The following is a 13,966-nucleotide window of genomic DNA, read 5'->3' as shown; positions in this document are numbered from 1 at the left end:
CCGCCGCCCCCGGTGTGAATGCCCGCCCCTTCCTTCACATCTTGACGGAAGTCTGGTCCGTACCTACGGTCTCGGGTCAACGCCTCTGTTCACAAAGGCGCTCCAGGTTCACATACGAGAACGTACGAGAACGGAGCCGCTGTGCGTCGCATCCCCCTGCTCGCGGCCGTGGGAGCCCTGCTCCTGGGCGTCTTCACGGCGCCCGCCGCCCACTCCGCCCCGAGCACCTTCGTGCACCCCGGAGTCACCGTCTCCAAGGCCCAGCTGGACTTCGCCCGCACCGAGGTGCTGGCCGGCGCCCAGCCCTGGAAAGCGGCCTACGACCAGATGATGGCGAGCAAGTACGCCGACCTGAACCGCACGCCCGCGCCCCGGGCGACGGTCGAGTGCGGGTCGTACTCGAACCCGAACTACGGCTGCACCGACGAGCGCGAGGACGCGATCGCCGCGTACACCGACGCCCTCGCCTGGTACATCACCAAGGACGCCCGGTACGCCCAGAAGGCCATCCAGATCATGGACGCCTGGTCGGCCACCATCACCAGCCACACCAACAGCAACGCGCCCCTGCAGACCGGCTGGGCCGGCTCCTCCTGGCCCAAGGCCGCCGAGATCATCAAGTACACCTACACCGGCACCTGGGCCAACCAGGCCCGCTTCGCCACCATGCTGCGCAACGTCTACCTCCCCACCGTCATCAAGGGCTCCAACTCCAACGGCAACTGGGAGCTGACGATGATGGAGGCCGCCGTCGGCATCTCCGTCTTCCTGGAGGACAAGACGTCGTACGACACGGCCATGGCCAAGTTCCGCACCCGCGCGGCCGCTTATGTCTACCTGGCCTCCGACGGGTCGGTGCCGAAGACCGTGCCCAGCCAGAACCTCGACACCACCGCCAAGATCGTCTCCTACTGGCAGGGCCAGTCCACCTTCGTCACCGGCCTCACCCAGGAGACCTGCCGGGACTTCACGCACACCGGGTACGGCATCTCCTCGATCTCGCACATCGCCGAGACCAGCCGGATCCAGGGCGAGGACCTGTACGGCACGGACGTCGGCGAGCGGCTGCGCCAGGCGCTCGGCTTCCAGGCCAAGTACCAGCTGGGCACCGCCGTCCCCAGCTGGCTCTGCGGCGGCTCCCTCACCCTCGGCCTCGGCCCCGTCACCGAGGTCGGCTACAACGCCCTCCACAACCGACTGGGCATCGCCATGACCAACACCCAGACACTCACCCAGAACAACCGCCCCGCGGGCACCAACAACCTCTTCGTCGCCTGGGAGACGCTCACCCACGGTGACAACCCCAACTGAGCCACCGGCAGGGCGCCGGACCCGCTGTACCGGCGCCCATCAGGGTTGTGTCAAAGATGCCCGCCGCCCGGCTTCCCGCCCCGTTCACCGGGATTGTCGGCCGTAAGGTCGACGCTGCGTATACGGCAGTCACGGGAAGACAATGGGGCCATGGCACGCGGCAAGCTTCGGATCTACCTCGGCGCGGCACCGGGCGTGGGCAAGACCTACGCCATGCTCGCCGAGGCGCACCGGCGCGTGGAACGGGGCACCGACTGCGTGGTCGCCTTCGTGGAGCACCACGACCGGCCGCGCACCGAGGTGATGCTGCACGGCCTGGAACAGGTCGCGCGCCGGGCACTGGAGTACCGGGGCGCCGCCTTCACCGAGATGGACGTGGACGCCGTACTGCGCCGCGCCCCTGCCGTCGCCCTGGTGGACGAACTCGCGCACACCAACATCCCGGGCTCCCGCAACCCCAAGCGCTGGCAGGACGTCGAGGAAATGCTCGCCGCCGGGATCGACGTGGTCTCGACCGTCAACATCCAGCACCTGGAGTCCCTCGGTGACGTCGTGGAGTCCATCACCGGTGTGCGCCAGCGCGAGACCGTGCCCGACGAGGTGGTACGGCGCGCGGACCAGATCGAGCTGGTCGACATGTCGCCCCAGGCGCTGCGCCGGCGCATGGCGCACGGCAACATCTACCAGTCGGACAAGGTCGACGCGGCCCTGTCCAACTACTTCCGGCCCGGCAACCTCACCGCCCTGCGCGAGCTGGCGCTGCTGTGGGTGGCCGACCGGGTCGACGAGTACCTGAAGCAGTACCGCAGCGAGCACCGGGTGTCGGCGATCTGGGGCTCGCGGGAGCGGATCGTCGTGGGCCTGACCGGCGGTCCCGAGGGACGGACGCTGATACGACGGGCCGCGCGGCTCGCCGAGAAGGGCGCCGGCGGCGAGGTGCTCGCCGTCTACATCTCCCGGAGCGACGGGCTGACCTCCGCCTCCCCGAAGGAACTCGCCGTCCAGCGCACCCTGGTGGAGGACCTCGGCGGCACCTTCCACCACGTCGTCGGCGAGGACATACCGGCCGCCCTGCTCGACTTCGCGCGCGGCGTCAACGCCACCCAGATAGTGCTCGGTTCCTCGCGCCGCAAGGCCTGGCAGTACGTCCTCGGGCCCGGCGTCGGTGCCACCGTCGCCCGCGAGTCGGGGCCCGACCTGGACGTCCACATCGTCACCCACGACGAGGCCGGGAAGGGGCGCGGGCTGCCCGTGGCCCGGGGCGCACGGCTGGGGCGCGGCCGGATCATCGCGGGCTGGATCGTCGGCCTGGCCGGCCCGGCCGCCATGGCGGTGCTGCTGAACACCGTCGCCCTCGGCCTCGCCAACGACATGCTGCTGTTCCTGACCTTCACGGTCGCGGCCGCGCTGCTCGGCGGGCTCTTCCCGGCGCTGGCCTCGGCGGCCCTCGGGTCGCTGCTGCTGAACTACTTCTACACCCCGCCCCTGCACCGGCTGACCGTCGCCGACCCGAAGAACATCGTCGCCATCGTGATCTTCTTCGGGGTCGCGCTGTCCGTCGCCTCGGTCGTGGACCTCGCCGCCCGCCGCACCCACCAGGCGGCCCGGCTGCGCGCCGAGTCGGAGATCCTCTCCTTCCTCGCCGGCAACGTGCTGAGAGGCGAGACGAGCCTGGACGCGCTCCTCGAACGGGTCCGGGAGACCTTCGGCATGGAGTCCGCCGCCCTGCTGGAGCGGGCGAGCGACGTGGAACCCTGGACCTGCGCGGGCCGGGCCGGCTTCGGGCCCGCCCTCGGCCGGCCCGAGGACGCCGACGTCGACATGCCCGTCGGCGACCACATGGCCCTCGCGCTGACCGGCCGGGTGCTGCCCGCCGAGGACCGCAGGGTGCTCGCCGCCTTCGCCGCCCAGGCCGCCGTCGTACTGGACCGCAGACGCCTGAGGGAGGAGGCCGAGCAGGCCCGCGCCCTCGCGGAGGGCAACCGGATCCGCACGGCACTGCTGGCCGCCGTCAGCCACGACCTGCGCACCCCGCTCGCCGGCATCAAGGCGGCCGTCACCTCGCTCCGCTCGGACGACGTGGCGTGGTCCGAGGAGGACCAGGCGGAATTCCTGGAGGGCATCGAGGAGGGCGCCGACCGGCTCGACCACCTCGTGGGCAACCTCCTCGACATGTCCCGGCTGCAGACCGGCACCGTCGTCCCGATCGTCCGCGAGTTCGACCTCGACGAGGTGGTCCCGATGGCGCTGGTGGGGGTGCCGGACGGCAGCGTGGACCTCGACGTCCCCGAGAGCCTGCCGATGGTCGAGGCCGACGCCGGGCTGCTGGAGCGGGCGGTGGCCAACCTGGTCGAGAACGCCGTCAAGTACAGCCCGTCCGACCGGCCCGTGCTCGTCTCCGCGAGCGCCATCGCCGACCGGGTGGAGGTGCGGATCGTGGACCGCGGGCCCGGCGTGCCCGACGACGCCAAAGAGCGCATATTCGAACCCTTCCAGCGCTACGGTGACGCTCCGCGCGGCGCCGGGGTCGGACTCGGGCTCGCGGTCGCCCGGGGCTTCGCGGAGGCGATGGGCGGCACCCTCAACGCCGAGGACACGCCCGGCGGCGGGCTCACCATGGTCCTCAGCCTCCGCGCGGCAGGATCGGTCACCGCGCCGCAAGCAGCGGCAGAACCGGAAAGGCAGGCCTCATGACCCGGGTGCTCGTGGTCGACGACGAGCCGCAGATCGTGCGCGCCCTCGTGATCAACCTCAAGGCGCGCAAGTACGAGGTCGACGCGGCCCCCGACGGCCGTACCGCCCTCGAACTGGCTGCCTCCCGCCACCCCGACGTGGTCGTCCTCGATCTCGGCCTGCCCGACATGGACGGCGTCGAGGTGATCAGGGGGCTGCGCGGCTGGACCCGGGTGCCGATCCTGGTGCTGTCCGCCCGGCACTCCTCCGACGAGAAGGTCGAGGCGCTCGACGCGGGCGCCGACGACTACGTCACCAAGCCCTTCGGCATGGACGAGCTGCTGGCCCGGCTGCGGGCCTCCGTGCGCCGTGCCGAGCCCGTCGCCGGGGGCGGCGAGGACGACGTCCTGGTGGAGACCGACGGGTTCACCGTCGACCTGGCCGCCAAGAAGGTCAACCGGGCCGGCAAGGACGTCCGGCTCACCCCGACCGAGTGGCACCTGCTGGAGGTGCTGGTCCGCAACACCGGCCGGCTGGTCAGCCAGAAGCAGCTGCTGCAGGAGGTCTGGGGGCCGTCGTACGGGACGGAGACCAACTACCTGCGCGTGTACATGGCCCAGCTGCGCCGGAAGCTGGAGGCGGACCCGTCGCACCCGAAGCACTTCATCACGGAGCCGGGGATGGGGTACCGGTTCGAGAAGTGAGCCGGGTCGCGAAGTGAGCTGGACTACGGCGGTGTCGGCGGGCCCCGGTACGCTTCAGACATGAGTGCTGTTCCTCGTTCCGAAAAGCCGGCCGGCCGGTTCCGGCGCATGCTCGACCGGCTCTCCACCTCCCAGGAGGACCTGGAGTCGGAGGAGCTGCGCGAGGAAGCCGACACGGCGGGCTGCACCAGGATCGGCGACTGCCACGACCGGCAGATCGTCACCGTTACTGGTACCTTGCGCACGGTCACCCTGCGGCCGCGCGCCGGAGTCCCGGCCCTGGAGGCCGAGCTGTTCGACGGCTCCGCCGCGCTGGACGTGGTGTGGCTCGGCAGGCGCTCCATCGTGGGCATAGAACCGGGGCGCAGGCTGATCGCGTCTGGCCGGATCTCGATGAGCCGGGGCCGCCGGGTGCTGTTCAATCCCAAGTACGAACTGAGACCCCTCGGTAGGGAGTAGCCGGTGACGTCGCTCGACAAGCCGACCGAAGACACGCAGGCGCGGGACGATGCGCGGGCGGTGACCGAGGCCGCGCTGTTCGAGGCCTTCGGCGGCGTGCGCGGCATGGTCGAGACCGTCCTGCCGGGCCTGCTGTTCGTCACGATCTTCACCATCAACAAGGACCTGCACTGGTCGGCGATCGCCGCCCTCGCGGTCTCCGTGGTGCTGGTCGTGGTGCGCCTCGTCATGAAGGACACCGTGAAGCACGCCTTCAGCGGTGTCTTCGGCGTCGCCTTCGGTGTGGTCTTCGCGATGATGACCGGCAACGCCAAGGACTTCTACCTGCCCGGCATGCTCTACACGCTGGGCCTGGCGCTGGCGTACATCATCACGACCCTGTGCGGGGTGCCGCTGATCGGCCTGATCCTCGGCCCGGTCTTCAAGGAGAACCTCTCCTGGCGCACCCGCAACCCCGGCCGCAAGAAGGCCTACGCCAAGGCCAGCTGGGCGTGGGGCCTGATCCTGCTCGCCAAGTGCGCGATCCTCTTCCCGCTGTACTGGTGGGCCAACACCGCGCAGCTCGGCTGGGTGCTGGTCGCGCTGAAGATCCCGCCGTTCCTGCTCGCCGTGTGGCTCACCTGGGTCTTCCTGGCGAAGGCGCCGGCTCCGATCGACGTGTTCGCGGAGATGGAGGAGGCCGAGAAGGCCGAGGAGGAGCGCAAGGCGGCGCCGGCCGCGGAGCACGGCGAGGCCGCCGGCGGTCGCCACCGCAAGTAGCCACCGGTACGACGGAAGGGGCGCTCTCCGCGCGGAGAGCGCCCCTTCCGCATGCGCGGTACGTCAGCCGTCCTCGCGCCGGACCGACAGCAGGTCCTCCAGCTGCTCCTCGCGGGCCTGGGCGGCGACGAAGAGAAGTTCGTCGCCCGCCTCCAGGGAGTCCTCGCGGGACGGCGTCAGGACCCGGGTGCCGCGGATGATCGTGACCAGCGAGGTGTCCTCGGGCCACTCCACGTCGCCGACCTGGGTGCCGGCCAGCGCCGACTCCTCGGGCAGGGTGAGCTCGACGAGGTTGGCGTCGCCGTGGCTGAAGCGGAGCAGGCGGACCAGGTCGCCGACGCTCACCGCCTCCTCGACCAGCGCCGACATCAGCCGCGGGGTGGACACGGCCACGTCCACGCCCCAGGACTCGTTGAACAGCCACTCGTTCTTGGGGTTGTTGACCCGGGCGACGACGCGCGGAACGCCGTACTCCGTCTTCGCGAGGAGCGAGACGACCAGGTTCACCTTGTCGTCGCCCGTCGCGGCGATCACGACGTTGCAGCGCTGCAGCGCCGCCTCGTCGAGGGAGGTGATCTCACAGGCGTCGGCGAGCAGCCACTCCGCCTGGGGGACCCGCTCGACCGAGATGGCGGTCGGGGCCTTGTCGATCAGCAGGACCTCGTGGCCGTTCTCCAGCAGCTCGCCCGCGATCGAGCGGCCGACGGCGCCGGCACCGGCAATGGCGACCCTCATCAGTGACCGCCCTCCTCTTCCGGACCCCCGGCGAAGGCGGCCTCGACCTTGTCGACGTCGTCCGTCCGCATCATCACGTGCACCAGATCGCCCTCCTGCAGCACCGTCTGCGAGGTGGGCAGCATCGCCTCGCCGAGCCGGGTGAGGAACGCGACCCGGACGCCGGTCTCCTCCTGCAGCTTGCTGATCTTGTGGCCGACCCACTTCGGGGAGACATGCACCTCGGCGAGCTGGACCCCGCCGGTGGGGTCGCGCCACAGCGGCTCCGCGCCCGAGGGCAGCAGCCGGCGCAGCATCTGGTCGGCGGTCCAGCGGACCGTGGCGACGGTCGGGATGCCGAGACGCTGGTAGACCTCGGCGCGCCGCGGGTCGTAGATCCGGGCCGCGACGTTCTCCACACCGAACATCTCGCGGGCGACCCGCGCGGAGATGATGTTCGAGTTGTCACCGCTGGAGACGGCGGCGAAGGCGCCGGCCTCCTCGATGCCCGCCTCGCGCAGGGTGTCCTGGTCGAAGCCGACCCCGGTGACCCGGCGGCCGCCGAATCCGGGGCCCAGCCTGCGGAAGGCGGTGGGGTCCTGGTCGATCACGGCGACCGTGTGCCCCTGTTGCTCCAGGGTCTGGGCGAGAGCGGAACCCACTCTGCCGCAGCCCATGATGACGATGTGCACGACCGTCCTTCCGGTGTCCCAAAGTTACTGCTCAGCCCCATCAGGGTCTCAGACCGAGCCCCAAGCTACACACGCACCGTCCCGGCCGGGCACCCCTTGGCGACGCTCATCGCCGAGTGATGCTGCGCACGCTCCAGACGGTGAGGATTCCGAGGCCGACAAGGGCGACCGCGGCACCGATCAGCTCTGCGGTTGCGGGCACGGAACCTCCGAAGTGCGACGACAGGCGGGGTCTGCCATCTAGGCACGGATCGGGCGTAAGCTGCGGAATCCGCAGTTCCATACGTCATCTTTTTCACCCGTGAGGCAGATCCGGCACTGCGGCTGGAGACCTGCCAGGTGGAAGGCCTACGATCCTCTCTCGTGTCCAAACTGACCGACGTGCCCAAACGGATCCTGATCGGGCGCGCACTGCGCAGTGACCGGCTGGGCGAAACGCTCCTGCCGAAGCGCATCGCCCTCCCCGTCTTCGCCTCCGACCCGCTGTCCTCCGTCGCGTACGCGCCGGGGGAGGTCCTGCTGGTCCTGTCCATCGCGGGCGTGTCGGCGTACCACTTCAGCCCCTGGATCGCGGTCGCGGTCGTGGTGCTGATGTTCACGGTGGTCGCCTCCTACCGGCAGAACGTGCACGCCTACCCGAGCGGCGGTGGCGACTACGAGGTCGCCACCACCAACCTCGGCGCCAAGGCCGGCCTCACCGTCGCCAGCGCCCTGCTCGTCGACTACGTCCTGACCGTCGCCGTCTCCATCGCCTCCGGCATCGAGAACCTCGGCTCCGCGGTCCCCTTCGTCGTCGAGCACAAGGTCTTCTGCGCGGTCACCGTGATCGTGCTGCTGACGCTCATGAACCTGCGCGGGGTGAAGGAGTCCGGCAAGCTCTTCGCGATCCCGACGTACGTGTTCGTCGGCGGCGTCTTCATCATGATCGCGTGGGGTGCGTTCCGGGGCCTGGTCCTCGGGGACACGATGCGCGCCCCGACGGCGGACTACCACATCAAGGCGGAGCACCAGGGCCTGGCCGGCTTCGCCCTCGTCTTCCTCCTGCTGCGCGCCTTCTCCTCCGGCTGTGCCGCGCTCACCGGCGTCGAGGCCATCTCCAACGGTGTGCCGGCCTTCCGCAAGCCGAAGTCGAAGAACGCGGCGACCACGCTGGCCATGATGGGTCTGCTGGCGGTCACGATGTTCTGCGGGATCATCGCGCTCGCCGCCGTCACCAAGGTCCGCATGGCCGAGAACCCGGCCAGCGACCTGCTCCACAACGGCGTCCCGATCGGCTCCGGCTACGTCCAGAACCCGGTGATCTCCCAGGTCGCCGAGGCCGTCTTCGGCAAGGGCAGCTTCCTGTTCGTGCTGCTCGCCGCCGCCACCGCCCTGGTCCTCTTCCTGGCCGCCAACACCGCGTACAACGGCTTCCCGCTGCTCGGCTCGATCCTCGCCCAGGACCGCTACCTGCCCCGCCAGCTGCACACCCGCGGCGACCGGCTCGCCTTCTCCAACGGCATCGTGCTGCTCGCCGGCGCCGCCGCCCTGCTGGTGGTCATCTACGGCGCCGACTCGACCCGCCTGATCCAGCTCTACATCGTCGGCGTGTTCGTGTCCTTCACACTCAGCCAGACCGGCATGGTCCGGCACTGGAACCGCCACCTGGCGGTGGAGAAGGACCCGGCCAAGCGCAGCCACATGATCCGCTCCCGCGCGATCAACGCCTTCGGCGCCTTCTTCACCGGCCTGGTGCTGGTCGTCGTCCTGGTCACGAAGTTCACCCACGGCGCCTGGGTGGCGCTGCTCGGCATGTGCATCTTCTACGCCACGATGACCGCGATCCGTAAGCACTACGACCGCGTCTCCGAGGAGATCTCGGCCCCCGAGGAACCGGACGACGACCTCGTCCGCCCCTCGCGCGTCCACTCGGTCGTGCTGATCTCCAAGATCCACCGCCCCACCCTGCGCGCCCTGGCCTACGCCAAGCTGATGCGCTCGGACACCCTGGAGGCGCTCACCGTCAACGTCGACCCGGCCGAGACGAAGGCGCTGCGCGAGGAGTGGGAACGGCGCGGGATAGACGTGCCGCTGAAGGTCCTCGACTCGCCCTACCGCGAGATCACCCGGCCGATCATCGAGTACGTCAAGAGCCTGCGCGCCCAGTCGCCGCGGGACGCGGTCTCCGTGATCATCCCCGAGTACGTCGTCGGCCGCTGGTACGAGCACATCCTGCACAACCAGAGCGCGCTCAGGCTCAAGGGCCGGTTGCTGTTCACGCCCGGCGTGATGGTGACCTCCGTGCCCTACCAGCTGGCGTCCTCCGAGGCGGCCAAGATCCGGGCCCGCAAGCGGCAGGAGTGGAACGCGCCGGGTGCGGTACGGCGTGGTCCGGCGGAGGCACGGCCGAAGGAGCCCAGCAGCAGCTGAGCGGGACGGGGCCGAGCGGCGGCTGGGCGGGACGGGGCCGAGCGGCGGCTGGGCGGGACGGGGCCGAGCGGCGGCTGGGCGGGACGGGGCCGAGCGGCGGCTGGGCGGGACGGGGCGCGGCGCGGACCACGTAGACTGGTGGGCTGTCGTCGGCCCTCGCCCGGGCCGTTCCCCTCCCCTCGATCTGGAGTCACCCCGCCATGCAGGCAGAACCGAAGAAATCGCTGGTGGGGACGGAGTACGAGGTCGAGGTCGGCCCGGTCGCGCACGGCGGGCACTGCATCGCCCGCACCGCCGAGGGCCAGGTGCTGTTCGTCCGGCACACGCTGCCCGGCGAGCGGGTCGTGGCCCGGGTGACCGAGGGCGAGGAGGGGGCCCGCTTCCTGCGCGCCGACGCGGTCGACATCCTCGACGCGTCCAAGGACCGGGTCGGGGCCCCCTGTCCCTACGCCGGCCCCGGCCGCTGCGGCGGCTGCGACTGGCAGCACGCCAAGCCGGGTGTCCAGCGCCGGCTCAAGGGCGAGGTGATCGCCGAACAGCTGCGGCGGCTCGCGGGCCTCACGCCCGAGGAGGCCGGCTGGGACGGCACGGTGATGCCCGCCGAGGGCGACAAGCTGCCCGCCGGCGAGGTACCGCAGTGGCGCACGCGCGTCCAGTACGCGGTCGACGCCGACGGCAACGCCGGACTGCGCCGGCACCGCTCGCACGAGGTGGAGCCGATCGAGCACTGCATGATCGCGGCGCCGGGCATCAGCGAGCTGGGCATCGAGGAGCGCGACTGGTCGGGCATGGTCTCGGTCGACGCGATCGCCGCGACGGGCTCCCAGGACCGCATGGTCATCCTGGAACCGCGCCCCGGCGCCCGCCTCCCCCTCGTCGAACTCGACCGGCCCGTCTCGGTCATGCGCGTCGACGAGCACGACGGCGGCATCCACCGCGTCCACGGCCGCGCCTTCGTCCGCGAGCGCGCCGACGGCCGTACCCACCGCGTCGGCAGCGGCGGCTTCTGGCAGGTCCACCCGAAGGCGGCGGACACCCTGGTCACGGCCGTCATGCAGGGCCTGCTCCCGCGCAAGGGCGAGATGGCCCTGGACCTCTACTGCGGCGTCGGCCTCTTCGCCGGCGCCCTCGCCGACCGCCTCGGCGAGAAGGGCGCGGTCCTCGGTATCGAGTCCGGCAAGCGCGCGGTGGAGGACGCCCGGCACAACCTCGCCGACTTCCCGCGGGTCCGCGTCGAACAGGGCAAGGTCGAGTCGGTCCTCCCGCGCACCGGCATCACCGAGGTCGACCTCATCGTCCTCGACCCGCCCCGCGCGGGCGCGGGCCGCAAGACGGTCGAACACCTCACCTCCCTCACCGCCCGCCGCATCGCCTACGTCGCCTGCGACCCGGCGGCCCTCGCCCGCGACCTGGCGTACTTCCGGGACGGGGGGTACCGGGTGCGGACCCTGCGGGCGTTCGATCTGTTTCCGATGACGTCGCACGTGGAGTGCGTGGCGATTTTGGAGCCTGCTGCAAAGGGGCTCTGACCTGCGGCTTTCTAACGCTCTGCCTCAACTCTGTAAGAGACGGGTTCCGGAGATGTCTTGACGCTCGTTCGACGCTGTGTCTGACGGAGCGTGAGGTGGTCGTCCTGGATCAGGTAGCGCGGATCAATCGAGTTTTCGGTTGGATTGTTCCGGCCGGGCTGTGGGAGATTGCGAAGCCGTTCATCCCACCGTCGAAGGTACGGCCGCAGGGCGGAGGGACGCAGGACACGCCTGATGAGACGCTGGTCGCGGCGATCGTCTACGTGCTGATGAGCGGCTGTGCCTGGCGGTCTCTGCCGCCGTGCTTCGGGATTTCGAAGTTGGCGGCCCACCGGCGGTTCCTGATCTGGTCGCGGGCAGGGGTGTGGGGCCAGCTGCACGAGGCGGTCCTGCATCGGCTCGACGACGCCGGCCTCATCGATGTCTCCCGCGTCGTCCTCGACTCCGCACACGTGCGCGCTAAAAAGGGGGCAACACACAGGCCCGAGTCCCGTGGACCGGGGCAAGCCGGGTTCCAAGATGCACGTCCTGTCGGACGCGAACGGACTGCCTCTGGTCGTCGGCGTCTCCGCCGCCAGCGTCCACGACAGCGAGGGGCTGAAGCCCATGGTCGAGGGTCACTAAACGATTCCCAATGGGCTTGTGAAGCCCGACTGGTGACTCGCTGTGAGTAGGTCAGACCAGCACGGTGGGGTTCGGCGGTGCGGTGATCTCAATTGTGCGGCCGTCTCGTATGAGGGCCCACAAGACGTTCAAGCGGCGGCGTACAAGGGCGATGACGGCCTGCTTGTGACTCTTCCCTTCGACTCGTTTGCGCTCGTAGAACGCCTTCGAAACGGGACAGCACCGGGCAGCGACCATGGCGGACATGTAGAAAACCCGCAGTAGGCGTCGACAGTAGCGCCGTGGCCGGCGCATGTTGCCGCTGATGCGACCGGAGTCCTTGGGGACCGGGGCCAGTCCCGCAACACCGGCGAGGCGATTGGAACTGCCGAAGACGCTCAAGTCACCGCCGGTATGAGCGATGAACTCGGCCCCCAGGATGGGCCCGAGGCCGGGCATGATCAGAATGACCTCGGCGTAGGGGTGGTCGCGGAACCGGCCTTCGATCAGTGAGTCGGTCTCGGCGATTTCCTCGTGAGGGCCAGCACTTCTTTCGCAAGCTTGGCCACTATGAGGGCGGCCAGGTTCTCTCCCGGGACAGAAGTGTGCTGAGCCTCAGCAGCCTCGATCGCAATGGCCGCGACAGGTCCGGAATTGCGGACCTTGCGGTTCTTCAGCCAGCTCGCGAGCCGGTTCTTCCCGATCCGGCGCAGGCCGGCAGGGGTTTGGTAACCCGTCAGCAGCACCAGTGACGCTTTGGAGGTCTTGTAGTCGAAGGCTCGCTCCAGGGCGGGAAAGTACTCCAGCATCTGGGTCCGCATCCTGTTGATCGCCCGGGGTGCGGTCCGCGGCCAGATCCAAGCGGCGCGAGGTGAGGATCCGCAGGTCGACGGCGATCTCGTCGCCTCGGCGCATCGGCTGAAGGTCGCGGCGTATGCGCGCCTGGTCGGCGATGACGAAGGCGTCCTTCGCGTCCGTCTTCCCGTCGCCCCGGTAGGAACCGGAGGCGTGGTGGACGGTGCGTCCGGGGAGGTAGAGGACATGCTGCTCGTGGCCGGTCAGCAGCGCGATCAGCAGGGCGGCCCCGCCGGCGTTGAGGTCGATCGCCCAGGTCACAGGCTTGTCCTCGCTGAGTGCGAGGACATCGGCGATCAACTGCAGCAGTGCAGTCTCGTCGTTGGCCACCCGTCGCGACAGCTTTCGCTTGCCGTCGGCGTCGATCACCACACAGTGATGCTCGGCCTTGCCCGCGTCCGTACCAGCCCAGAGTTCGGGCACCCCCACCTCTGAAATCGCTCCTGCACTTGTCCGAGCAGACGACCTCGCCAGCGTGTCCTTACCAAGCGATCTTGTCGCGCGCATCCCAATGAGCAAGCCGGACGCCTGTCGGCGTCGCCCCGAGGGCGGGAAAATCGGGTGTGACTGTCCGGCTGACGTCGTGGCCACTTGGCGTGTCCGAGCCCGTCAATCAGCAGGACGCCGGGGACCCGCTCGTCAGGCGCTCGGAAGTGTTGCTTCGAGCACGCGTATCAGACTCTTTCGCCTCCTGGGACCCCGCCGGACGGTCGTGCCCCGTTGGGACGCACGAAGGGGAGGCCGGCGGTGGACGTCGTCTATGAACGCTGCGCCGGGATCGATATCAGCAAAGCGGACGTGAAGGTGTGTATCCGAGTCCCGGGACGGGGGAAGGGGACCAGGCGCCGCGGAGAGGTGAGGACCTTCCCGGCCATGACGTCGGGGCTGCTGGCGATGCGGGACTGGCTGCTCGCCGAGGGCGTCACGGTCGTGGGTATGGAAGCCACCGGCTCGTACTGGAAGCCGGTGTTCTACCTGCTGGAGAACGACATGGAGTGCTGGCTGCTCAACGCCCGCCACATGAAGGCCGTTCCCGGCCGCAAGACCGATGTGAAGGACTCGGAGTGGATCGCGAAGCCGGTCGAACACGGTCTGGTCCGTCCCTCGTTCGTGCCCCCGCGACCGATCCGGCAGTTGCGGGACCTGACCCGGTACCGGACTGGCGTGGTGCGCGAACGGGCCCGGGAGGCCCAGCGGCTGCAGAACCTGCTGGAGGACTGCGGGATCAAACTGACCTCGGTGGTCTCCGACTTCCTCG

General features: G+C 69.8%; 9 protein-coding genes and 3 pseudogenes. 9 read left to right on the top strand and 3 right to left on the bottom strand.

Features of this window, described 5'->3' with window-relative positions:
- Positions 1-141: 141 nt before the first annotated feature.
- From ACFZDK_RS37905 to ACFZDK_RS37885, 5 genes are all read left to right on the top strand, one after another.
- Positions 142-1,311 carry an alginate lyase family protein gene (locus tag ACFZDK_RS37905; RefSeq protein WP_390979282.1) on the top strand — a complete coding sequence of 390 codons (1,170 nt, stop codon included), beginning with the start codon at positions 142-144 and terminating at the stop codon, positions 1,309-1,311.
- Positions 1,312-1,461: 150 nt separating this feature from the next.
- Positions 1,462-4,005 carry an ATP-binding protein gene (locus ACFZDK_RS37900; protein ID WP_390979280.1) on the top strand — a complete coding sequence of 848 codons (2,544 nt, stop codon included), beginning with the start codon at positions 1,462-1,464 and terminating at the stop codon, positions 4,003-4,005.
- Positions 4,002-4,688 (top strand): response regulator, encoded by a 687-nt coding sequence (locus ACFZDK_RS37895; protein WP_359210871.1) that lies wholly within the window; start codon positions 4,002-4,004, stop codon positions 4,686-4,688. Before ACFZDK_RS37900 ends, ACFZDK_RS37895 begins: the two co-directional genes overlap by 4 nt.
- Positions 4,689-4,748: 60 nt before the next feature.
- Complete coding sequence (locus ACFZDK_RS37890; protein WP_390979278.1) at positions 4,749-5,147, top strand: OB-fold nucleic acid binding domain-containing protein; 399 nt, start codon at positions 4,749-4,751, stop codon at positions 5,145-5,147.
- Positions 5,148-5,150: 3 nt separating this feature from the next.
- On the top strand, positions 5,151-5,906 hold the full coding sequence (locus ACFZDK_RS37885; RefSeq protein ID WP_390979276.1) for a DUF3159 domain-containing protein: 756 nt from the start codon (positions 5,151-5,153) through the stop codon (positions 5,904-5,906).
- Positions 5,907-5,969: 63 nt separating this feature from the next.
- On the opposite strand, the gene ACFZDK_RS37880 is transcribed toward ACFZDK_RS37885, so the two are convergent.
- Positions 5,970-6,641 carry an NAD-binding protein gene (locus ACFZDK_RS37880; protein ID WP_390979274.1) on the bottom strand — a complete coding sequence of 224 codons (672 nt, stop codon included), beginning with the start codon at positions 6,639-6,641 and terminating at the stop codon, positions 5,970-5,972.
- On the bottom strand, positions 6,641-7,312 hold the full coding sequence (locus ACFZDK_RS37875; protein WP_355709980.1) for a TrkA family potassium uptake protein: 672 nt from the start codon (positions 7,310-7,312) through the stop codon (positions 6,641-6,643). The genes ACFZDK_RS37880 and ACFZDK_RS37875 overlap by 1 nt, the downstream gene beginning before the upstream one ends.
- Before the next feature lie 363 nt (positions 7,313-7,675).
- On the opposite strand from ACFZDK_RS37875, the gene ACFZDK_RS37870 reads away from it, so the two are divergent.
- From ACFZDK_RS37870 to ACFZDK_RS37860, 3 genes and pseudogenes are all read left to right on the top strand, one after another.
- Entirely contained in the window at positions 7,676-9,721 is a 2,046-nt protein-coding gene (locus ACFZDK_RS37870) for an amino acid permease (protein ID WP_390979271.1), read from the top strand.
- 200 nt (positions 9,722-9,921) lie between these two features.
- Positions 9,922-11,250, top strand: coding sequence for a TRAM domain-containing protein (locus tag ACFZDK_RS37865; RefSeq protein ID WP_390979269.1), 1,329 nt, complete (start codon positions 9,922-9,924; stop codon positions 11,248-11,250).
- 122 nt (positions 11,251-11,372) lie between these two features.
- Positions 11,373-11,871 (top strand): annotated as a pseudogene (locus ACFZDK_RS37860) (IS5 family transposase); the annotation flags it as partial.
- 54 nt (positions 11,872-11,925) lie between these two features.
- Here ACFZDK_RS37860 and ACFZDK_RS37855 read toward each other — a convergent pair.
- Positions 11,926-13,131, bottom strand: a pseudogene (locus tag ACFZDK_RS37855) (IS110 family transposase).
- Between the two features lie 324 nt (positions 13,132-13,455).
- On the opposite strand from ACFZDK_RS37855, the pseudogene ACFZDK_RS37850 reads away from it, so the two are divergent.
- A pseudogene (locus ACFZDK_RS37850) lies at positions 13,456-13,944 on the top strand (IS110 family transposase); the annotation flags it as partial.
- Between the last annotated feature and the right edge of the window lie 22 nt (positions 13,945-13,966).

Source organism: Streptomyces sp. NPDC007901 (assembly GCF_042959465.1).
In the GTDB taxonomy this organism is placed as follows: Bacteria; Actinomycetota; Actinomycetes; order Streptomycetales; family Streptomycetaceae; genus Streptomyces.
This window is presented reverse-complemented; position numbering and strand designations above follow the sequence as displayed.